Here is a 22,423-nt window from a genome sequence, read left to right as displayed (position 1 = left end):
TACGCAGCAGGGCCACGATCGCGGCACGCGAAGGGAGCCGCTACAATCGCGTGGACCGCGGCGGGCGCTCCGCCGCGACTTCACCGCGCCGCCCATGAATCACACATTCAACTACGCCCCCATTCTCGAAGCGATCCATCGCGACCTGCAACCGCATTTCGGCACGGGCCGCGTGGCCGACTACATTCCCGAGCTTGCCCACGTGCGCGCCGATCACTTCGGCATGGCGATCGTGACGGTGGACGGCCATGTCTACCGCACCGGCGACGCCGACATGCGCTTTTCCATCCAGAGCATTTCCAAGCTCTTCGCCTGCACGCTCGCGTTCCAGCTCCTCGGCGACGCGCTGTGGCAACGCGTGGGCCGCGAGCCTTCGGGCACGGCGTTCAACTCGCTCGTGCAGCTCGAATTCGAAGCGGGCAAGCCGCGCAATCCGTTCATCAATGCGGGCGCGCTCGTCGTCACCGACGTGCTGTGCCGCCGCTTCGTACAGGCGGAAACCGCGCTCGTCGATTTCGTGCGGCGGCTCTCGGGCGAGCCCGGCATCGGCTATGACCTGCGCGTCGCGCAGTCGGAGCTCACGCATGCCGAGCGCAACCGCGCGATGGCCCATTTCATCGCGAGCTTCGGCAATCTGGAGATGCCCGCCGATGCCGTCATAGACGCGTATTGCCGGCAGTGCGCCATTTCGATGAGTTGCGTAGAGCTCGCGCGCGCGGCGCTCTTCCTCGCGAACGGCGGTGTCTCGCCCGCGAGCGGCGAGCGCGTGCTCGACGCGAGTTCGACCAAGCGCCTCTCCGCGCTGATGCTGACCTGCGGGACCTACGACGCCGCGGGCGACTTCGTCTACCGCGTGGGTTTGCCCGCGAAGAGCGGCGTGGGCGGCGGGATCGTCGCGGTGCTGCCCGGTGAATTCGCGGTATGCGTGTGGTCGCCGGGACTCGATGCGACGGGCAATTCGCTGGTGGGCTCGCTGGCCCTGGAGTGGCTGACCACGCGCATCGGCCGCTCGATTTTTTGACGCGGCGGTGGGCGGTTCGCTGCGGCGCATGCGCGCTGGAGACGGCCGACCGAGGTTTACCGATGACTTGCGCGAGGCGGTACCCGAAGCGCTGGCCGCGGACGCCGATGCGCTGAGCTGAGCCGCTTTGCGCGGCCAGCCATTGCTAGCCCGCATTCCCCTTGTGCTCGCGGGCCGCCACATGCTGTGCCGACGGTTGTGCCGCAGTCGCGGCCGAAGCCATTTCGTTTTCCTTGATGATCTTCGCGATCTCGCCGTCGGCTTGTGCATCGTACTGCGCGAAAACGTCGGTGCGATAGCACGTGCTTCGCGCCGTGCCGAGCGTGCCGTCGGTGCTGGCCTCGCTGACCAAGGACGGTCTCGCGGCCGCAACGCGCTCGCTTGCCATCGAGTACGCAAAGCGCGGCATTCGTGCCAATGCGGTTTCTCCCGGCATCATCAAGTCGCCTCGCCACGCGGCACGAATAGCCGATTCCACAACGACGCCCGGCGCGCTCTCGCACGCGACCGGGCACCGACTTGCGGTGCCCGTTTCAACTCAGTGGCCAGCGCTCTGGCCACCGTCGACGTGCAGGATTTCTCCGGTGATGAACGGCGCGGAATCAAGGAAGAGTATCGCGTCGGCGATATCACTCATCTCGCCCATGCGCCCCAACGGATGAAAGGCGCCCAACGCACCATGGGTTTCCGGGGCGTGCATCGGCGACTTGATGATCCCGGGCGCGACGGCATTCACGCGAATCCCCTTTCTCGCGTACTCGATCGCCAGCGACTTCGTCGCGGCGTTCAGGCCGCCCTTCGTCAGCGCTGCCAGTGCCGAATAGACACCGCTGTGCGCAGTGTCGACGGCACTGGCCGTCACGCTAACCACGTGGCCGCTCGAATGCCTTTCCATCTGGGCGATGGCGAGTTGGGTGATGTGATAGAACCCCGCCATGTTCACGTTCATCACTGCCGTGTAGTCCTCGACGGTGTGTTCGGTGAAAGGCTTGCCGATATAAATGCCGGCGTTGTTCACCAGCGTATCTATCCGGCCGAATCGTGCGACGCCTTCGGTAATGACGCGCTCTGCGGTTTCGCGGTCGCCGATGTCACCCGCGACGCTCACGATGTTCGCGTCGTGGGACGGCTTGATCGAACGCGCAGTTGCGACGACGCGATAGTCGAGCTTGCGAAACGCCTTGACCACTTCGGCGCCAATACCTTGCGAGGCGCCGGTTACGACGACAACCTTTTGTGATGTGCTCATGCTCAAGACCTGAATATTGATTGCCCGTCCGCCACGCCCGCCGCGTCTACGGCTTCGATAAAGCCAGACGCCGGGCATGGTGGTCGATGTTCCGCGCAAACCTGCAACTAGCCCTTTGTTGCCTGCGCCAGCCACTGATCGAGACTGATGCGGCCAATGCGCGCGTCGCCAAGCGGTACGAGCGATTGTTCCTCGACGCGACCGCCGTAGTAGCGCGCATCCCGATCCGTCACCACGGGGCGAGGATCGCCGACCGCCTTCAAATAGCGCCCGACTATCGCGGCGAACGATTCACGGTCCGGGCCCGCGATATCGACGGTGCCGTTCAGCGGCGCCGCAAGCGCGATTTGCGCGAGGGTTGCTGCGACGTCGTCCGCGGCGATTGGCTGGAACAGTCCTTCCCCAACGCGCACCGTCCCGTCTACGGTGCCGTACTCAGCAATGGCGCCGATGAACTCCATGAACTGGGTCGCGCGCACGATCGTGTAGGGCACGCCAGCCGCTTCGATCGCCTCTTCCTGGGCAACCTTGGCGACGAAGTACGCGTTATCCGGCGTGCGCTCGCAGCCCACGATGGACAGCGCGACGTGATGGCGTACCCCCGCGGCCACTTCGGCTTTGCCGAGGTTGCGCGTCGCGGTGCGGAAAAAATCGAGCACCGCCTGGGGCTCCCACGAAGGCGCGTTCGCCACATCGACGACGACGTCCGCGCCGGCCAGCGCCTCGCTCAGGCCTTCGCCCGTCACGGCATTGACGCCGTTGCGCGGCGACGCAGCGAGCGCCTCATGACCGGCTTCGCGAAGCAGCGTGACGAGACGCGAGCCGATCAGGCCGGAACCACCGATTACGACGATCTTCATGGCACATTCTCCAGATGAGATTCAGTTGACACGGCAAAGCGGCTGGCAGCCATGGCATCGGGGAAAGCCCTCGCCGCCTTCGCATCGTGTGAGGCCATTGTGGGAAGATCATGAACCATCGAAAAGTGCCAAGAATTGTCGAGCGGACCAGGACATTCTGATTCCGGTCCGCTTGCCTCCAGGATGTCATGACCGCGCCTAACGCATTCACCGTCGATATCGACCGGCAGTTGCAGTTACCGATCTACCTGCAGATCTGCGAGCGCTTCAGAACCGCGATCGCCGCGGGGCACCTGCGCCCAGGCGAGCGCGTGCCCGCGCTGCGCAGTCTTGCCACGCAACTGAATACCGCACGCGGCACCGTTGAACTGGCCTATACCATCCTCGTCGACGAAGGCTACCTTCAGATGCGCGGAGCAGCCGGCACGTTCGTATCGCCCTCGCTGCCGGCGTCGATCACGCACTCCCTGCGTGCGCGAGGCGCCAACGAACAGAACAGCAGGCAAAGCACCGGAAACCCGGCCGTACCGCAAACGCCGGGTGATGCGCGAGGCGTTCGACCGGCGCCGCACCAGCCAGCCATTGCCGCCGCCATGAGCGGCGAGCCGCGACCGCTCCAACCCGGCCTTCCCGCGCTCGACGCGTTTCCGCTCAAGGTCTGGAATCGTCTCGTTGCGCATCGCGCGCGAGGCGGCGAGCGCGCGCTGCTCGCCTATCCGGATCCTGCCGGCTACCGGCCGCTGCGCGAACACATCGCCACGTATCTCGGGCTCTCGCGCGGCGTGACCTGCGTGCCGGACCAGGTGTTCGTGACCGGCGGCTACCGTGCGACGCTCGAGCTCCTGCTGCGCAGTCTCGGCCGCCCGAACGACAGCGTGTGGTACGAAGATCCGGGGTATCTCCTTGCGCGGGGTTTTCTCGCCGAAACCGGCGTGCATCTCGTCGCAGTGCCGGTCGATGACGAAGGGATCGATGTGGAACGCGGCAAGCAGCTCGCAGCGCAAGCGCGCTTCGCGCTGGTCACGCCGTCGCACCAGAGCCCGCTTGGGCACACGTTGTCGCTCGCCCGGCGCATGGCGCTGCTGGACTGGGCGGAACAGGCATCGAGCTGGATCGTCGAAGACGACTACGACAGCGAATTCCGCTATCTGGGCCGGCCGCTGCCGGCATTGAAGAGCCTCGACCGGCACGATCATGTCATCTATTGCGGCACGTTCAGCAAGGTGATGTTTCCCGGCCTGCGGCTCGCGTATACGGTGGTGCCCGAGCGGGCCGTAGAGCGCGTCGGGCGGGTGGCGCGCAGCATGAACGCGGGATCGCCCACCTTGTTGCAGGCCGCTCTGGCCGACTTCGTCGAGCAGGGGCATTTTGCGCGGCATCTGAAGCGCATGCGAGCGCTATACGCCGAGCGGCGCGTGTTGATCGTCCGTGCACTGGAGCAGGCGTTCGGCGAACGGCTGATCGTCGAATTGCCGCCGGGAGGAATCCAGTTCGCAGCGCGGTTCGCCGAAGGCCCGGACGGGCCGATCGACGACGTTGCCGTTGCCGCGCGCGCACGCGAGGCGGGGCTCGCCGTGCTGCCGCTTTCGATCTGGTATGCCAACGCCGGCACACGCCGCACGCCGCGCGGCCTCGTGATGGGCTTCGCGAATATCGCCAGTGCCGACGATGCTAGCCGCCTCGCGCGAAAGTTGCGCGCTTGTCTGGACGGCTAGCTGACCGGGTCATCAACGTTTCTGCCACTCCTGACGGGGCCTGCCGCACAAAGCCTCGCCGTACCCCGATTCATGTTCGCATCCACCGCGAGCATTCTCATCGGAGAGCACTGCCCGAGGGAGCCACGACGCGCACCGGGATCGACTTCGCCCCGGGTACCTTGCTTTCTTTTGCGTAATGCCACAGCGGCAACAGCACATTGCACTCCGGGTAGTAGCCTCCGATGCACCCTTCGGGAATCTCGTAGGCCTTTACCTCCAGCCCCGCGAGGCGCCGGTCGATGCCATCGTCCGCGATCGTCTGCAACGTGATTTGCTGGCCCTCGCGAAGCTGGCGCTTCTCCATATCGGCCTTGTTCATGAAGATCACCATCCGCGTGCCCTTGACGCCGCGGAAGCGGTCTCCGAGGTTGTAGATCGTCGTATTGAACTGGCTGTCGCTGCGCAGCGTCATGAGGCGCAGCGCATCCGGCACCTTCTCGGGCATATCGGGGTCTTCGCCCAGCGAATGTGGAACGATGAATTCGGCTTTGCCCGATTGGGTCTTCCACTGCCGCTGACAAGCAGGCAACGGGCGGTGAAAGCCGCCGGGTTCCCACATGCGCGCATTGAAGTCGTGGAAGATCTCGGGGTAAGTCTTCGCGATCTCGTCGCGCACCAGCGCATAGTCGTCGCGCCACGCGTCCCAGTCGATAGTCGAGCGTTGGCCAAGCGTCGCTTTCGCGATGCCGGCAACGATGAACGGCTCAGCGCGCGCTTTGTCGCTGGCCGGCTCGGTGACGCCGCGCGAGCCGTGCATGCAGCCGGTGCTGTCTTCCATCGACACCGCCTGATCGCCCTTCGGCGTACGGTGCGTCTCGATCCGGCTCAGACACGGCAGCACATACGACACTTCCCCGTGTACCAGATGGCTGCGATTGAGCTTGGTCGCCACACTGACGGTCAGGCGCAGCCGGGCCCATGCGGGTTCCGTTTGCAGACGGTCGGGTACCGAGCGTACCAGGTTGCCGCCCAGGTTGACGACGGCTCTCGCCTCGCCTTTGACGATCGCCTCGAATGCCTCGATGGTGTTCATGCCTTGCTTGCGCGGCGGTTCGAACGAGAACTGCTTCGCGAGCTGATCGAGCGGCGCGAGTTCGGGCTTCTCGGTGACGCCGACGGTGCGTTGGCCCTGCACGTTCGAATGCCCACGGATCGGCGACGGGCCGGCCCCCGGCTTGCCGATATTGCCGCGCAGGAACAAGAGATTGCACAGCATTCTCACGTTCTGCACGCCCAGACGGTGCTGCGTGAGCCCCATTCCGTAGTGAGCCATCACGGCGTTGGCTTTCATGTACTCGTCGGCGGCTTCGAGCAGCGCGGCGCGGCCGAGACCGCTGATCTTCTCGATCTCGCTCCATTCGGTCGCACGAGCGCACGCGGCGAAATCCTCGAAGCCCGTGGTATGCGTATCGATGAATTCGACGTCGAGCACACGCGGCAGACCTTGCGCCCGAGCCTGATCGTCGGCTTCGATGACGGCCTTGCAGAGGCCGAGCATCGCCGCGGTGTCGCCGCCTGCCTTGACCTGGTGATACTGCGTGCTGATCCGGGTTTGCGCGGGCGTCAGCATCTGCACCGGCGACTGAGGGTTCGCGAACGACACGAGCCCGGGTTCCCGCAACGGATTGAACGTAATGATCGGTACGCCTCGCTCGCGCGCGTGTTGCAACTGATGAAGCATTCGCGGGCTGTTGGTGCCGGTGTTCTGTCCGAAGAAGAACATCAGATCCGTCTTCCCGAAGTCTTCCAGCGTGATGGTCCCGACGCCGACGCCGATCGCTTCCTTCAGCCCGACGCTGCTGCTCTCGTGGCACATGTTCGAGCTGTCGGGCAGGTTGTTGCATCCGTACATGCGCACGAACAGCTGGTACATGTAGGCGGTTTCCAGCGACGCGCGCCCCGACGTGTAGAACACGACGGTTTCGGGATCGAGCGCGTTCAGCTCCTGGCTGATCTCGGCGAACGCCTGCTCCCAGGTGACTTCGACGTACTTGTCGGTTGCCGCGTCGTAGCGCATCGGTGCGGTGATCCGACCGGCTTCCTCGAGATCGTGATCGGGCCAGCTCAGCAGCGAACTGACGCGGTGGACGTCGAAGAAGTCGGGGGTCATGCGCCTCGCCGTCGTATCCCAGGCGGTGGCTTTCGCGCCGCTTTCGCAAAACTCGAACATGTGCGGATCGGCCGGCTTCGCCCACGAGCAGCTCACGCACATGAAGCCATCCGGCTTGTTCTGCTTGAGCAGGATGGTGCTGTCTTTGAGGGGAACCTTTTCCTGCGTGAGGATCCCGGCGACCGATTTCAGCGATCCCCAGCCGCCGGACGCAAAGGGATAGGACGGGGCTTTGCTGTCTTTGCTCATGGCGGCAACCTCCTGGAAATAGCACTGCGTGCTGTTTCAGCAAGCGGCGTTCCGTGCGTGCCCCAGCGCTGGCCGCCGGTCCGGGGTCCGCGGCCGCGTGAGCCCAGCGCGGGCGGCTCGGGCGCGGCACACATGCGCATATCGCAAGGGAAGTCGTTGGGATGACTCGCCGACGGGAGCCTGTAGAGATCGCAACCCGGCACCGTCGTGCAATTGAGGCGGGCTGGGTGCCAATTCTGGTCACCGCGATCGGCGAGGCGGTAAACGACGGCTGAACCGTGCGTCGCCGCTACTGTGAACCCGTTTTCGCAAACGGCTGTGCCCACTGGCGGCGCTATCTGCTAATGAAACGAGGTCTGTAAAGACCGGCTGATCATTGGAAAAACTGGCCCCCGGCCAGCAGACCGGGCGTCCCTTCGTCTCCGCGTGATCGGGTACGTCGCTTTCTCGCACGCGGGATTCAGGACTTCCACGGCCACGTCGGATAGATGCCAGGCGTGGCCTCGACGCTTCCCCGCTCCTGTTCGACCGGTTGATCGCGCTGCGCCGGTTCGCTGCCGGCAGACGCTTCTTTCGACGTAGGAGAGGCCACATTCTCGGCAATCGATGAAGCACGAGCGTCCCCTCTGGGCCTCGCTACCGGCAAGCCGACACCGAACCAGGGAACCTCGGCGCGTAGCCCCGCGACGTAGGCACGCCAGCCGTCCGCGTTGTCTTCGAACAGGTGGCGCCGGACAGCCGAGGCAAGACGCTTGCGATCGAGTGTGGGCTCCAGCAACTCGCGTGGCCATTCGACAAATGCGCTGGTAGCCGCTCGCACGAACTGCGTCGATGTCATATGCGCCGACACCTGCTGAAGCAGTGGCAAGCGGCTAAGCGTTTCATTCGTCAGGGCAAGCTGGCCCACCGCTTCGCGATCGAGACCATGATTAATGAGCCAGTTCACCGCTTCAAGCACATCTGCGAGGTGCAGTAGAAGTGCACGGCGTTCGAACGCATCGTTCATCTGCTTCACTCCCTGCTGATATTGACGGCCAATTGTAGCTTCCGGCCAGGCAAATGCGTTCCCGCGCTGATGGCGGCGCGCATCGCCCGACCAGGCGTTCAGGCTCGGCGCGCGGCTGCGCGGGCACGGCGAATGCGCTGAGCCACCGAGCCAACCAGGGACGCGGGGCCCACAGGCCACCACGTGCGCCCCCGGCGTCACGGAGAACCACCATGCCTGATAGCGCTTCATCGATGTCGCCGACGATCACGGCCTTGATCCGGCTCGATCATATGCACGTGCTCGCCGCAGCACACCGGTATCATTCGTCCACGCCGTGGTGGCGCAAGCGCGCGATCGTCAATGGCGTTTGCACCGCCGTCGAAATCCATGCGCAGCTCGAGGAAGAAATCTTCTACCCCGCGCTGGACCGGGCACTCGGCAACGAAAGCACGCTCACGAAAAGCCGTCCGGAACACGACGAAATGCGCACGACTATCGCCAGGCTGCGCGCGATGGGGCCTGACGACGCCGCATATGACGGCCTCTTTCATCAATTGATTCGCGAGGTCACCCATCATGTGGCCGATGAGGAAACGATCCTGCTGCCCGATGCGGAGCGCGTGCTAAAAGAGGAGCTACACACGCTCGGTGCGGCGATGACACGACGTCGCATGCAACTGCTCCGCGAACGTCCGATGGAAATCGCGCTCAATACCGCCGGCACGTTTCCACTCGCGACGGTGTTAGTGGGTTCGGCGCTCATGCTGGCGATACGGCACTGCCTTCCCAGGACACGCCGCGCGCTGCCAGCCGGGCACCGCGACTCGTAGGACAACCGCCGCGCAACCACTGCGCGACGTTGACCGCACCCCTCAGACGCTCACGGCGGCTTTCGGGGTGACGTTTTCTGCGTTCCCAGATCTGTATGCCATCTGGTGTTATCGCGAGGAACGCGAATCGGCACACCCGCTAGTCGATGCCGTGTCCGAAGTCTGGCTGCCGCCAGGCGAGGGCTATGAGCATCGAGCGCGTGCTCGACGCGAGTTCGGCCAGGCGCCTTTCGGCGCTGATGCTGACCGGCGGAACCTACGTCACCGCCGGCGACTTGGTCTACCGCGTGGGTTTGCCCGCGAAAAGCGGCGTGGGCGGCGGAATCGTCACGGTGCTGCCCGGTGAATTCGCGATATGCGTGTGGTCGCCGGGACTCGACGCGACGGGCAATTCGCTGGTGGGCTCGCTGGCCCTGGCGTGGCTGACCACGCGCATCGGCCGCTCGATCTTTTGACGCAGCGGTGATGGCGTAACGCCAGGTCTCGTGCGAACCGTCGTCCCGATACCCCTTCCGGATTCGCTGGCACTTTTTTGGGACTGAGCAAGCCTCCAAAGAATAGCGTACTCTACGTGCCCACGCGGCACCCAAGCTATTCCGACGCACTTTCAAAGGAGACGCTCATGAATATCCCCGTCTATCCCGACGTCCAGTTGCTCATCGCAGGCGAATGGTCCCAGGCCGTCGACGGCCGCACCATCGACGTACTGAACCCCGCCACCGGCGAGCCGATTGGCAAGGTCGCGCATGCGGGCATCGCCGACCTGGACCGGGCGCTCGCTGCCGCTCAACAGGGCTTCGAGAAATGGCGCCGGGTTCCGGCCGCCGAACGTGCAGCCGTCATGCGCCGCGCCGCCGGCCTCGTGCGCGAGCGTGCCGAGGACATCGCTCGCCTGATGACGATGGAGCAAGGCAAGCCGCTCGCCGAATCGAAAATCGAGGTGTCGAGCGCGGCCGACATCATCGAATGGTTCGCCGACGAAGGGATGCGCGTGTACGGCCGCGTCGTCCCCGCACGCAATCCGAACGCCCAGCAACTCGTCATCAAGGATCCGGTCGGTCCCGTCGCCGCCTTCACGCCCTGGAATTTCCCGGTCAACCAGATCGTGCGCAAACTGTCGGCCGCGCTCGCGAGCGGCTGCTCGTTTCTCGTGAAGGCCCCCGAAGAAACCCCCGCATCGCCGGCGGGCCTGCTGCAGGCCTTCGTCGACGCCGGCGTGCCGGCCGGCACGGTGGGCCTCGTGTACGGCAATCCCGCCGAAATTTCCGAGTACCTGATCAAGCACCCGGTCATCCGCAAGGTCACGTTCACCGGCTCGACGCCGGTCGGCAAGCAACTCGCGGCACTGGCGGGCGCGCACATGAAGCGTTCGACCATGGAACTGGGCGGCCATGCCCCCGTGATCGTCGCCGCCGACGCCGATATTGCGCTCGCGGCCAAGGTCATCGGTAGCGCCAAGTTCCGCAATGCCGGTCAAGTCTGCATTTCGCCGACACGCTTTCTCGTGCATAACAGCATCCGCGATGAATTCGCACAGGCGTTCGTCGCGCTCGCGCAAGGACAGAAGGTCGGCGACGGTCTGGCGCAGGGCACGACGCTCGGGCCGCTCGCGAACGCGCGGCGCGTGGCGGCCATGGAACGGATCGTTGCGAATGCACGTGAATCGGGCGCGAAGGTTGCGACGGGCGGGGAACGAATCGGCACGCACGGCAACTTCTTCGCCCCGACGGTGCTGACCGACGTCCCGCTCGAAGCGTCGGTATTCAACGACGAACCGTTCGGTCCAATCGCCGCAATCAGGGGCTTCGACACGCTCGACGAGGCGATCGGCGAAGCCAATCGCCTGCCCTACGGACTGGCCAGCTACGCGTTCACGCGCTCGCTCGCGAATGTCCACCAGCTGACCCAGCGCATTCAGGCCGGCATGCTGTTCATCAACCAGGCGGCGCTCGTACCGGCCGAAATGCCATTCGGCGGTGTCAAGGATTCCGGCTATGGGTCCGAAGGCGGTCCCGAAGCACTCGAAGCCTATTTGCAGAGCAAATCGGTGACGATCACGATGATTTGACGTTCATCGCGCGGGCAGTGGGCTGCCCTTACCCGGGCGCCCTTCGGGTTCCGCCCTTGGGTGGGCCGAACGGGTCTCAGCCCGATACGCCGCGGTGCGCTGCACATAGTGCACCCGCGGCGGTTTCGCAGGACTCGGGACCGTCGCGCCGAGTGGCGTGCGACCTGCTGCCATGACGGACGACTCCCCGACCTTGAAGACGGCGACCGCTTCGCGCAGTGCCTGCGCCTGCTGGGCCATCGATTGCGCAGCGGCGGAGGCTTCTTCGACCAGTGCGGCGTTCTGCTGGGTGACCTCGTCCATCTGCGTGACGGCGCGGTTGACCTGCTCGATGCCCGTGCTTTGTTCTTCGGATGCGGACGAGATTTCGCTCATGATGTCGGTCACGCCGTGTTTGCTGCGACAATCTCAAGCCCCAATCAAGGCGACAGCGCCGACACCGCCTCCGCAAAACAATCAATCAAATAGTCGCATGCTGCCGTATTCAGTGCGTCGCGTCGCGAAACGATTCCGACCGTCACACGCGGCAAGCCTTCCGTGACCGGAACGGCGACCACCCGGCTACTGAACCACGGCGTCTCGAGAAAGGCCTTGGGGCAGCAAGACAGCAGATCGCTGTTCGCCGACATCGAAAAACTGGCGCTGAACGAGCTGCACTCCATCACCACTCGTGGTGCGCCCGCACCCATAGCGACGAAATAATCCTGCAAGACGCGGCCCATGCTTTCGGGCGTCGTGTTCAACATCCATTCGGCACTCCCGAGCTCGAAGATTGACTGCGCGTTGGCGAGCGGATGGCCCTGCCGCGCAGAAATGATCAGTTCTGCTTCAAGAAGTGAACGAAACTGGAATTCGTTCGATATCCTGGTGTCGTCGAGAATAGCGATGGCGAAGTCAAGCGAACCATCGCGCACCCCCGCCATTGCCTGAGTCAGAAAGCCTTCCTGCACCGAAAGCCGCGTCGTTGCCATGCGTTTTCTGAACATTCTGATGGCGCGCGCTATGTACTTCAGCGATATCAACGGGGTCACCGCGCATGACACGACACCGCCCTCGAGTCCCGATAGCCGATACACATCTTCACGCGCGTGCTGCATCTCAGCGAGAATGAGCTTGGCCCGCGCATAGATCGCCCTGCCGAACTGCGTAAGTTGAGCACCACGAGCGCTGCGTGCGACCAGGGGTACGCCAAGATCCTGTTCGAGCTCGCGGATCGCCTTGGTGAGCGCTGGCTGCGAAAGGCAGACAGTTTTAGCCGCGGCTCGCAAGCTGCCATGCTCGGCAATGGCGACAAGCGCGCGTAACTGGTTGTGCTTCAAGGTCGTGATTCCGCTATTGAGACAGGACAGGATCCAGGGCTGACCCTGGCGTGTGACACTGTTCATCCTACCCCGGAAGAAATGCTGGAACCATGCGGCTTAGCCCGCATCGCTTGCGGGCATGTGATAACCGCGCGTTATCACAATAAGAAAAAGCAAATCAGCGGCTTTATTTTGGCTCCCTAGACTCTTCCTGTCGTCATGAGCGCGTCATGCAGGACTCCTCACGCATAGACCATATCGACGAACGATTCACTCTCGACAGGAATGCCGTTCATGAAGTCACCCACCCTGCGCTCCGCAGCGCTCGCCCCAGCGGCGCCGGCGAAATCCATCTCGACCCGCGGCCTGATCGTCGCGGTCACGATCGGCAATGCTTTCGAGTTCTTCGATCTCACCGTCTACAGCTTCTTTGCCGTGCTGCTTGGCAAGCTGTTCTTCCCGCTGGCCACGTCACAACAGCAGTTGCTGCTTTCCGTGGGGACCTTCGGCGTGGGCTTCATCGCCCGGCCGCTGGGCGGCGTGATGTTCGGGCTGCTCGCGGACCGTTTTGGACGCGTCGCCGCCATGAACCTCACGCTGCTGTGCATGGCGCTCGGCACGGGCATGATCGGCCTGGCGCCGACCTACGCGCAAATCGGCCTCGCCGCGCCGCTCATCGTGCTCGTCGCGCGGCTCCTGCAGGGGTTCTCCGCAGGCGGCGAAGTCGGTGTGGCAACGACGCTGCTCGCCGAGCGCGCGCGCGCTGACCGGCGTGGCTTCATCACGAGCTGGCAGTTTGCGAGCCAGGGCGCCGCTGCACTCGCCGGCTCTTTGGTGGGCTTTTTGCTCTCGCACTTCCTCACTACGGCCGCGCTCGAAAGCTGGGGCTGGCGTCTGCCGTTTCTCGCGGGCGTGTTGATCGCGCCGGTTGGTCTCTATCTTCGCGCGCGCATCGGCAGCGACGCACACCTCGCACCCGATGCCGTGAACGGCGAGCACGGCGTCCTGCGCACCGTCTTCACGCGCGACGGCATACAGCTCCTCTTCGCCTTTCTGCTGGTAATCGGCGGAACGTCCGCGCACTTCATCGTGCTCTATTACATGTCGACGTATGCCATCAAGGTCTTGCACCTGCCGATGGATACGGCCATGTGGTGTGGCATTCTTTCCGGCGCCGTGATGCTCGTGATGTCGCCTGTGGGTGGAAGCTGGTCGGATCGATTCGGCCGCAAACGTGTGGCGTTTATTTCGCGCGCGCTGCTCACGCTGCTGATCCTGCCCGGCTTTCTCGCGATCACGGACCATCCTTCTGTGCTCACGCTCTATCTCGTCGTCTGTGGGCTGGCGGCATTGCACTCCATCAATGCGGGCGCGACCGGTCCGCTGCTGCCGGAACTCTTTCCACGTAGCACGCGCGCAACCGGGCTTTCGCTTTCTTATGCGGCGGGCGTGTCGATTTTCGGCGGCTTTGCGCAGTTCATCGTGACCTGGCTCATCGGCGCGACGGGCGCCCCGACTTCGCCGGCCTGGTACGTGATCGTATGCGGTCTGATCTCGCTCGTGCCGCTCGCATACATCACCGAACGCTCCGGCGAAGAGATCTGATCGCCGTAGCGCACACCTTTCACCCGCAACAACCGAGCCATTCTCCATGTACGACATGCCGCACATCGCCCGATCCAACACCGAAATTGATTCGTTATGCGATTTGTCCGCACTCTCGTTGCTCGAACTGCAACGCAAACGCGAAGTGAGCGCCGCTGAGATACTCGACGCCCACCTTGACCGCATCGAAGCCGTCAATCCGCGTGTCAACGCGCTCGTCACAACGGGCGACCCGGAACAATTGCGCGCCCGCGCACGGGAGATCGACGCACGCTGGGCGCGCGGCGAGTGGCAAGGGACATTGCACGGGCTTCCCGTTTCGCAGAAGGACCTGACTGCCACGCGCGGCGTTCGCACGACGTACGGCTCGAAAGCCTTCGAGCATCACGTGCCGGACCATAGCGCGCTGATCGTGCGGCGCTGCGATGCGGCGGGCGCGCTCATGATCGGCAAGTCGAATACACCCGAGTTCGGCGCCGGCTCCCATACGTTCAACGACGTGTTCGGCGTCACGCGTAACCCGTGGGATCCGGGCAAGTCCGCGGGCGGCAGCAGCGGCGGCGCTGCAGCTTCGGTGGCTTGCGGCATGAACCCGCTGGCTTGCGGCAGCGATATGGGCGGCTCGCTGCGCAACCCCGCGGCCTGGAACGGCATCGTGGGCCTGCGCCCTTCGCCGGGCCGCGTGCCGCGCGCGCCTGATCTCAACGGCTGGACCACGCTCGGCGTGGACGGACCCATGGCGCGCAACGTAGCCGACACCGCGTTGCTGCTCAGCGCGATCGCAGGCCCGAGCGGCGAGATCGCGACGGAACTCGGCGAGCCCGGCAGCGTGTTCGCGCGACCCCTGCAACGCGATTTTCGCGGCGTACGCATGGCGTTTTCGCAGAATCTCGCAGGGCTGCCCGTGGACCCGGAAATCCAGCGTATGGTGCACGCACAGGCGGCGGTGTTCGAATCGCTCGGTTGCGAAGTCGCGTTCGCGGACCCCGACCTCGCCGACGCCGAAGACGTGTTCCGAATGGAGCGCGCGTGGATGATCGGCACGCTCGTCCAGCAGTTCGATGCGCAAGCGCAGTCGCTGCTCAAGCCGGAGATAGAGGACGAGTGCCGCCTGCACCGCTCGATGAGCGCCGCCGACCTGGGCCAGATGTTCGTGCGCAAGACTGCGCTGTTCCAGCGCATGCGCGAATTCATGAACCAGCATTCGTTCTATGTGCTGCCGGCCACGCAGATGCATCCATTCGACGCCTCGCTGCGCTGGCCCGAATCGTTCATGGGCCAGCGATTTACGACGTACATCGACTGGATGCGCATCTGCTGGTATCTCTCCTCGACAGAAGCGCCCGTGCTGGCCGTGCCGTGCGGCTTCAGCGCCTCGGGCCTGCCCGTCGGCATGCAGATCGCGGGCCGCTATCGCGACGACTGGGGCGTGCTGCAACTGGGCCACGCCTATGAGCAGGCCGCGGCGCACAGCCTGCCGCGCCCGCCCGTAATCGGCACATAACCTAAGCGCCCTTCGCGGCGCCCTTTCACGCAACCTTTTCCCCCCAGGCGGTCCGCATGAGACCGCCCGGCCTTGCGCGTGCCCGCTTCGCATGGCGCGCCCCTGTTCGTGCAGTCCCAACCTGAGCGTCAGACCACATGAATAAAGCGCTTCTCGCAGTTTGCGCCGCGGCTGCCACACCCGCGCTCGCGCAGGCACAAAGCTCCGTCACGCTATACGGCATCATCGACGAGGGCATCAGCTATTTCAGCAACGCCGCCACGGCCAACGCCAGCGGCGGCGTTGCCGGGCACAGCGCCGTGCGTCTTTTGAGCGGCGTGATACAGCAAAGCCGCTGGGGACTGCGCGGCACCGAGGACCTGGGCGGTGGCCTCAAAACGATATTCGTGCTGGAAAACGGCTTCGACGCGAGCACGGGCAAGGCGGCCCAGGGCGGCTTGCTGTTCGGCAAGAAAGCGTACGTGGGCATGGCTTCGCCATACGGCACGCTCACGCTCGGGCGGCAGTACGACACGAACGTCGACATGATCGGCACGATGGAGGCGGGCGGCCAATGGGGCGGCTACATGGTCGCGCATCCCGGCGACCTCGATAACATCAACAACACCAACGCCACCAACAACGCGATCAAGATCACGAGCAACGCGTATGCGGGCTTGACCTTCGCGGGCATGTTCAGCCCGGGCGGCGTGGCCGGCAACTTCGCGCGCAATCGCATCTGGTCGGCGACAGCGGGCTATGCGAATGGCGCGCTCACGCTTGCCGCGGGCTACCTGGACGTGCAGAACCCCAACACGGCGTTCTTCGGCAGCACCGGCAGCCCGGCCGCTGTCGCCAACGGCGTGCCCGGCAGCAACATGGTCTCGCCCGTGTACTCGGGTTACGCATCAGCGAACTCGATGGGTGTATTCGCCGCCGCAGCCGCATGGACAGCCGGCTCTGGCACCGCGGGCGTGGTCTACTCGAACACGCGCTTTCGCAATCTCGGCGACCTGTCTTCCGGACCCAACCCGCGCGGTCTGAGCGGAACAGCAATCTTCAACAACGTCGAAGTCAATTTCCGCTATCAATTCACGCCGATGTTGCTGTGGGGCGTTGCGTACAACCATACGCACGGCAATTCGATGGCGGGAAAAGACGGCGCGACATACAACCAGGTCGCGACAGGTCTCGACTATCTGCTTTCGAAGCGCACCGATGTCTATCTGATTGGCGTTTATCAGAAAGCCTCGGGAACGGATTCGACCGGCAACGCCGCCGTGGCGGCGATCAACGGGCCGTCCGCATCGGCGGACAACAAGCAGGCGGTCGTTCGCATCGGCATGCGCCACAAGTTCTGATGCGGCTTCGCCGCGCGAGGCACACGGTGATACACCGGCGCCTCGCGCGGCGAAGCTTCGAACGAAGGATTGGCCTCAACTCTTCGCTTCGAGATCTCAACTCGATAGCTTAGCGAGAAATTGTGCGCTACACGCCAAATTTCGCCGCTCCCGCAGATTTTTTCTTCCTAGACGCAATTTCTGCGTTCCCGCACACTTTCTTGTGCATGCGGTATCCCCAAATAAACGCTTTGACAAACACTCTTAAGATATATATCGTACGACATGTTTTAAGATACTTACGATCAAGGAGGCCTCATGCGCCACCGCCCTGATTCTGGTTACACCGGCCGTCACGGCCATATCCAGCCCGATCCGCGCGCCCTCTTCGGCGGCCCTCGCGCAGCCTTGCACGCCTGGCATGCCCTGCGCCACGCCATGGGCCGGCATCGCGGCGGCGACGGCCCCGGCGACTTCGGCGATCGCTTTGGCGAAGGTTTCGGCCGCGGCTTCGGCGACGGCGACGGGTTCGGCCGCGGCCGCAAGTTCACGTCGGAAGACCTGCAACTCATGTTGCTCGTGCTGCTCGCCGAACGGCCGAGCCACGGCTACGAACTCATCAAGGCGCTCGACGCGCGCTCGAACGGCTTTTACAGCCCGAGCCCCGGCATGGTCTACCCGGCCCTCACGTATCTGGAAGAACTCGGCTACGTGAGCGTGACGCTCGAAGGAAACCGCAAGCGCTACGAACTTTCTCCCGAAGGCCGCGCGTACCTCGAAGCCAACCGCGAACGCGCCGACCTGATTCTCGCGAAGCTCACGCACTTTGGCCGCAAGATGGAAGTCATGCGCCGTGCAATGGCCGGCGAAGATCCGGCCGAAGGCAGCGGCTGGGTACGTGAACTGATCGAGGCGCGCCGCGCGCTCAAGCGCGCACTGCTGCGTCGCACCGACGTCGCGCCCGAGGAACAGCGCCGCATCGCCGCGATTCTCGCGCGCGCCACCGAGGAAATCGAAAACGGCGGCGCTTGAGGGCCGCCTTTCTTCATCATTCGCGAGATGGCCCGCGGCGGTCCATGCCGCATTCTTCCGGAGTCCTGGATGCAGAATTCACCCCAACTCGAAATCGCCCGCGTGCGTCATCCGCTGAAGTTCCGACTGTTGCGCGTGGCGCGCGTCGACGCGCTCTCGCCCGCGCTCGTGCGCGTGACCCTCACGGGCGACCTGAGCGATTTCGTGTCGGCATCGTTCGACGATCACGTGAAGGTGTTCTTCCCCGCCAACGGAGAGGAAAAGCCAGTACTGCCAAGCTTCGGCCCGGATGGCATCGTGTTCCCGGAAGGTATGGAGCGGCCGGCCGCGCGCGATTACACGCCCCGCCGTTTCGACGCGCAGGCCAATGAACTCGACATCGAATTCGCGCTGCACGAGGCCGGCCCGGCCACGGCATGGGCGAGGCAGGCGCAGCCCGGCCAGTACCTCGGCGTGGGCGGACCGCGCGGCTCGATGGTGATCCCCACGGGCTTCGACTGGCATCTGCTGGTCGGCGACGAAACGGCACTGCCGGCCATCCAGCGGCGCCTCACCGAGCTGCCGGCCGGCGCACGCGTGGCCGTGGTCGTCGAAGTGGCGAATCGCGCGGCCCGCATCGCGCTGCCGACCGAAGCCGATCTCTATGCCATCTGGTGCTATCGCGAGGAAAGCGAATCGGCATACCCGCTAGCCGATGCCGTGTCCGAAGTCTGGCTGCCGCCCGGCGAGGGCTATGTCTGGGCCGCTGGCGAAGCCTCGGCGATACGCGCGGTGCGCGCGCACCTCTGCAACGAGCGCGGCGTGGACAAGCGGCGTATCCGCGCCTCTGCTTACTGGCGGCGGGGCGCGCAGGCGGCGCATGAAACGATCGACGACTGAACGAAATCGATCGTGCATTCGGGGCGCGGCACACGTGCCGCGCGCTTTCGACTACTGGGCAGGATTACTGCCCCGGTTCCTTGATCGTGAGATGATTCTCGACCGAAGTTACGCCAGCCACGCCCTTGGCGGCCGTCGTCGCGAGATCGATCTGCGAGGCGTCGGGTACCGTCCCATCCAGCGATACGGTGCCGCCGTGCGCCTTCACGGTGATGTTCTCAGCGTGCAGATCCTTGGTTTTCGTGAGGGCAGCACGCACTTTCTTGCCGAGCGCATGGTTTTCCGCCTTGGTGGACTTCGCCGATGCGGCAGGCGTCGTCGCATCGCCTTCAGACGATTGGGCATAGGCCAACACTGATGCAAGTGCGATCAAGGCACCACTTGCCAACTTGATCATTCTGGTTGCGTTCATTTGGATTTACCTCCGTTTTGACAGATCGGGATCCCTGCAAAGTCATCGCGCAACTTGCGGCTCCGAGGTCATCCCGCAAACCGCTGAATGCCCGCAGAGAAACCTCGCCGCGCTCCCATCATAGGCGCGCGCGGGCGAATGCGTCGCCAGGCGGTCCATCGCTCTCTCGATATTGGCGGAAATATCAGTCATCTGGCACCCTGGTCCTTCGAGGTTGCCGAAGGATATTGATAGTCAGACTACCGTCCGGGCGCCGGGCGTCCCCGCCGTGAGATAACGGGGAAACGACGCAATGTCGGACTTCCTGAGCGGTCTGCTGTAGAGGAATCCTTGTGCGACCTCACAACCATGGGCATCGAGAAATGCCGCTTGTTCTATCGTTTCGACGCCTTCAGCAACGACCCGCTGCCCCAGACAACGTGCGATGGAAAGGATCGCCTTCACAAGCTCGGCGTGGCGCCGGTCGGTCGTGGCTTGCTGCACGAAGGTTCGATCGATCTTGAGCGTGTCGATAGGAAAGCGCGTCAAATAGCTGAGCGCCGAATAACCGGTGCCGAAATCGTCGATTGCGATCGACAGGCCCATGCTTTCGAATGCCAGAAGCGCGCTCATGACCGAGTCGTCCTCCTCCAGCAGCAGGCTTTCGGTGATTTCGAATTCCAGCCACTCGGGTCGGCAACCGGTTTCATCGAGGATATTCCTTACCATCAGCGCCAGGTCGCGCGACTGAAACTGTCTGGCGGACAGATTGATCGACACTCTATGGCGCGGGCCACCCCCGGCGTTCCATTGCGCGGCGGAGCGACAGGCCTCGCGAAGCACCCATCGCCCGATTTCGACGATCAGCCCGGTTTCCTCGGCGAGCGGCACGAACTGGGCGGGCTGAACGAACCCCTCGCCGGCGCGATTCCATCTCAGCAAGGCCTCCGATCCGATGACTTCTGCACTGCGAAGCAAAATCTGAGGCTGGTAGTACAGTTCGAGCTCGCCTTGATCGATCGCACGACGCAACTCGGATTCGAGCGAAAGACGCGCAGTCGCCTCGATGGTCAGGTCTCTCGTATAAAAGCGAAACCCGCGCCGCCCAGAGCGCTTCGCGAGGTACATTGCCGAGTCGGCATATCTGAGCAAATCCTTGGCATCCGTGCTGTCGACGGGATGGAGCGCGATGCCGACGCTGCAGGAAACGAACACTTCCCTTCCGTCGAGCAGGAATGGCTCATCGAGCTGATTGATGATGGTCGCGGAGATTCGTTCGAGCACGCTGCGATCCGCGACCTCGGGCATCAGAATGGCGAACTCGTCTCCTCCAAAACGGGCAACGGTATCGCCGGGACGCACGCACGCGAGCAGACGGCGCGCCGCCTCACGCAGCAGATCATCACCGACCGCGTGGCCCATCGTATCGTTGACCTCCTTGAAGCGGTCCATGTCGATCATCATGACGGCGGTAAAACGGCCCGATGAACGCACGGAGATTGCCCGGCGCAGATGCTCGTTGAACATGACGCGGTTCGGCAGCGTCGTGAGCGCATCGAAATACGCCATACGATGGATTTTTCCTCTGGACGCGTGGAGTTCCGAGATGTCGCGCCCCACGGCGAGGACGGTTTCAACCGCTCCGCCCGGCCCCAGTTCCGGCGTCAACCTGATCAGATGACAAAGTTGCTTGCCGCGGCTGGCCGGCCAGGTCAACTCGAACTCCCTGTCGCTCGCGCTTGCGAACACTTCCGCAATCTGCCGCTCATAGAGAACCGTACTGGGACCGCCCGGAAACTCACTCGGCGTCTTGCCGAGCAGCGCCTCTGCACCGCCAGCAGAAAGCGATGCGAAAGTCGGATTGACGTAAATACGCCGGAAGTCCCTGCCGTAACGGGCGACCGTGTCAGGAGAATTCTCGACGAGCGTTCTGAACTCCCGCTCCCGGGTGGCGAGCCTTTCGTCGAAGCGCCGCCTTTCGGTCGTGTCTCGCGCCACGCCGAGTACGCCCGCCACCGTTCCTCCCGCGTCGAACACGGGAAGCATTCGGGTCTCGAGCAGGGTCTTTTCGCCGGTGGCCGGCGCCACCACCCACTCCTCGCTCACACAAACGTGCATCGCGCCGATTGCGGCCTCGTTGCGTTCCCGGAAGAAATCGGCGACGTCGGCATCGAAGATGTCGTACCCGGTTTTTCCGAGAATTCCCGCTTTCGGTTTGCCGACGAACTGCTCGAAGCTGTGATTGCACAGCAGAAAATTGCCAGCGGTGCTCTTCAGCCAAACCATGTCGGGGATGGTATGCAGCACCGTCATCAGCTGTGCGCGTGCGTCGGAAAGTTCGAGCGCCTTGTCTTCGAGACGCCTGTTGAGCTGAACAATCCTCTCGAACTGTGCCCGCTGCTCGAATTCAGCCTGTTTGCGTTCGGTGATGTCCAGGATGGCGCCGATCAAACCGGCCTGGCGACCTTCATCGTCGTGGAAAACCGCCTTGCTGAACTCCACGTCGCGCACGGCCTTGCTTGCGTTCTGAACCTTGAATTCGTATCGCTGGATCCCGCCTTTCGCAAAGAGATCCTCGTCCATGTCGAAATAGGTTTGGGCCAACTCGTGCGGGCTCGTCTCGAAGACGGTCTTGCCAATGAATCGTTGCTTCGCAATCCCAAGGAATTCTTCGAAAGCCCGATTCAGGTGTAGATACCGCCCTTCCCTGTCCTTGGAAAAGACAGGAATGGGGACGGTATCGAGCAGCGATTCGAGAAACGCCTCGCGCTCGCGGAGCTTCGCCTCCGCCTGTTTGCGGGCAGTGATATCGACGTAGATCGCGAGCACCCCCGCGGCGCCGTTCTGAACCGGCTCGCTTACGAACTGCACCAGGTAGTGTTTGCGCTGGGCCTCCGGCAAGGCATCGAACGTGAGCTCGATTTCGCGCGCGATGCCGGTGGACGCGACCTCGTGGATCGCATCGAGGTATTTCTGCAGCGCCTGCGGTAAAAGCACGCCGGCTTCGACGTTCGACACGCCTGTTGCGGCGTTCATCATCGCCCTGGCCGCGCGATTCATATAGCGCCGTTGGCCATGCGCGTCGTAACGAATGACGGGCATAGGCAGGTCGCCGACCGGAATGCAGTAGTCGCTTCCGGCATCCATTCCAGGGTTTTCCATGCTATTAAGGAGACTGTGTGCCCGCACAAGCCCATCTACGCAGGCGTTCCCGGAATTCGGCAACCTCAGCTGCGCAACTCGGCATGCAATCCACTGCA

16 protein-coding genes and 3 pseudogenes are annotated in these 22,423 nt (G+C 63.8%); 11 read left to right on the top strand and 8 right to left on the bottom strand.

The window, feature by feature from the left end; all coding sequences use genetic code 11:
• Window positions 1-94 precede the first annotated feature (94 nt).
• Window positions 95-1,021, top strand: a complete 927-nt coding sequence (locus tag VSR34_RS05195; protein WP_028210288.1) for a glutaminase — start codon at window positions 95-97, stop codon at window positions 1,019-1,021.
• Between the two features lie 311 nt (window positions 1,022-1,332).
• Window positions 1,333-1,479, top strand: a pseudogene (locus VSR34_RS05190) (SDR family oxidoreductase); the annotation flags it as partial.
• An 80-nt stretch (window positions 1,480-1,559) separates the two neighbouring features.
• On the opposite strand, the gene VSR34_RS05185 reads toward VSR34_RS05190, so the two are convergent.
• Window positions 1,560-2,270, bottom strand: coding sequence for an SDR family oxidoreductase (locus tag VSR34_RS05185; RefSeq protein WP_342962113.1), 711 nt, complete (start codon window positions 2,268-2,270; stop codon window positions 1,560-1,562).
• A 107-nt stretch (window positions 2,271-2,377) separates the two neighbouring features.
• Entirely contained in the window at window positions 2,378-3,130 is a 753-nt protein-coding gene (locus tag VSR34_RS05180; protein ID WP_028210291.1) for an SDR family oxidoreductase, read from the bottom strand.
• Window positions 3,131-3,318: 188 nt separating this feature from the next.
• Between VSR34_RS05180 and VSR34_RS05175 the strand changes: the two genes are divergently transcribed.
• Window positions 3,319-4,845: a PLP-dependent aminotransferase family protein gene (locus tag VSR34_RS05175; RefSeq protein ID WP_342962024.1), complete on the top strand. Its 1,527-nt coding sequence runs from the start codon at window positions 3,319-3,321 to the stop codon at window positions 4,843-4,845.
• Window positions 4,846-4,942: 97 nt separating this feature from the next.
• On the opposite strand, the gene VSR34_RS05170 is transcribed toward VSR34_RS05175, so the two are convergent.
• Both VSR34_RS05170 and VSR34_RS05165 read right to left on the bottom strand, forming a co-directional pair.
• A complete protein-coding gene (locus VSR34_RS05170; protein ID WP_342962023.1) occupies window positions 4,943-7,246 on the bottom strand; it encodes an FdhF/YdeP family oxidoreductase in 2,304 nt (767 codons plus the stop codon).
• A 460-nt stretch (window positions 7,247-7,706) separates the two neighbouring features.
• Window positions 7,707-8,252, bottom strand: coding sequence for a hypothetical protein (locus tag VSR34_RS05165; protein ID WP_342962022.1), 546 nt, complete (start codon window positions 8,250-8,252; stop codon window positions 7,707-7,709).
• Window positions 8,253-8,464: 212 nt separating this feature from the next.
• On the opposite strand from VSR34_RS05165, the gene VSR34_RS05160 reads away from it, so the two are divergent.
• The 3 genes and pseudogenes from VSR34_RS05160 to VSR34_RS05150 all read left to right on the top strand — a co-directional run bounded on the left by VSR34_RS05160 (window position 8,465) and on the right by VSR34_RS05150 (window position 11,132).
• Window positions 8,465-9,064, top strand: coding sequence for a hemerythrin domain-containing protein (locus VSR34_RS05160; RefSeq protein WP_028230405.1), 600 nt, complete (start codon window positions 8,465-8,467; stop codon window positions 9,062-9,064).
• Between the two features lie 194 nt (window positions 9,065-9,258).
• Window positions 9,259-9,519: pseudogene (locus VSR34_RS05155) on the top strand (glutaminase); the annotation flags it as partial.
• 167 nt (window positions 9,520-9,686) lie between these two features.
• On the top strand, window positions 9,687-11,132 hold the full coding sequence (locus VSR34_RS05150) for an NAD-dependent succinate-semialdehyde dehydrogenase (RefSeq protein ID WP_028210297.1): 1,446 nt from the start codon (window positions 9,687-9,689) through the stop codon (window positions 11,130-11,132).
• Window positions 11,133-11,135: 3 nt separating this feature from the next.
• Here VSR34_RS05150 and VSR34_RS05145 read toward each other — a convergent pair.
• Window positions 11,136-11,519, bottom strand: a pseudogene (locus tag VSR34_RS05145) (chemotaxis protein); the annotation flags it as partial.
• Window positions 11,520-11,551: 32 nt separating this feature from the next.
• Window positions 11,552-12,451: a LysR substrate-binding domain-containing protein gene (locus VSR34_RS05140; RefSeq protein WP_028210299.1), complete on the bottom strand. Its 900-nt coding sequence runs from the start codon at window positions 12,449-12,451 to the stop codon at window positions 11,552-11,554.
• A gap of 276 nt (window positions 12,452-12,727) precedes the next feature.
• Between VSR34_RS05140 and VSR34_RS05135 the strand changes: the two genes are divergently transcribed.
• The 5 genes from VSR34_RS05135 to VSR34_RS05115 all read left to right on the top strand — a co-directional run bounded on the left by VSR34_RS05135 (window position 12,728) and on the right by VSR34_RS05115 (window position 18,772).
• On the top strand, window positions 12,728-14,038 hold the full coding sequence (locus tag VSR34_RS05135) for an MFS transporter (RefSeq protein ID WP_342962021.1): 1,311 nt from the start codon (window positions 12,728-12,730) through the stop codon (window positions 14,036-14,038).
• Window positions 14,039-14,084: 46 nt separating this feature from the next.
• A complete protein-coding gene (locus tag VSR34_RS05130; RefSeq protein ID WP_342962020.1) occupies window positions 14,085-15,542 on the top strand; it encodes an amidase in 1,458 nt (485 codons plus the stop codon).
• Window positions 15,543-15,679: 137 nt separating this feature from the next.
• Window positions 15,680-16,882 (top strand): porin, encoded by a 1,203-nt coding sequence (locus VSR34_RS05125; RefSeq protein ID WP_342962019.1) that lies wholly within the window; start codon window positions 15,680-15,682, stop codon window positions 16,880-16,882.
• A 297-nt stretch (window positions 16,883-17,179) separates the two neighbouring features.
• Window positions 17,180-17,893, top strand: a complete 714-nt coding sequence (locus VSR34_RS05120; RefSeq protein WP_081723339.1) for a PadR family transcriptional regulator — start codon at window positions 17,180-17,182, stop codon at window positions 17,891-17,893.
• A gap of 69 nt (window positions 17,894-17,962) precedes the next feature.
• Window positions 17,963-18,772: a siderophore-interacting protein gene (locus VSR34_RS05115; protein WP_342962018.1), complete on the top strand. Its 810-nt coding sequence runs from the start codon at window positions 17,963-17,965 to the stop codon at window positions 18,770-18,772.
• A 64-nt stretch (window positions 18,773-18,836) separates the two neighbouring features.
• Here the strand turns inward: VSR34_RS05115 and VSR34_RS05110 are convergent, their stop codons facing one another.
• A complete protein-coding gene (locus VSR34_RS05110) occupies window positions 18,837-19,184 on the bottom strand; it encodes a BON domain-containing protein (RefSeq protein WP_028210304.1) in 348 nt (115 codons plus the stop codon).
• A 234-nt stretch (window positions 19,185-19,418) separates the two neighbouring features.
• A complete protein-coding gene (locus VSR34_RS05105) occupies window positions 19,419-22,310 on the bottom strand; it encodes an EAL domain-containing protein (protein ID WP_342962017.1) in 2,892 nt (963 codons plus the stop codon).
• Window positions 22,311-22,423: the final 113 nt, after the last annotated feature.

This window comes from Paraburkholderia sp. JHI2823, assembly GCF_038900695.1.
Lineage (GTDB): Bacteria > Pseudomonadota > Gammaproteobacteria > Burkholderiales > Burkholderiaceae > Paraburkholderia > Paraburkholderia mimosarum.
This window is presented reverse-complemented; position numbering and strand designations above follow the sequence as displayed.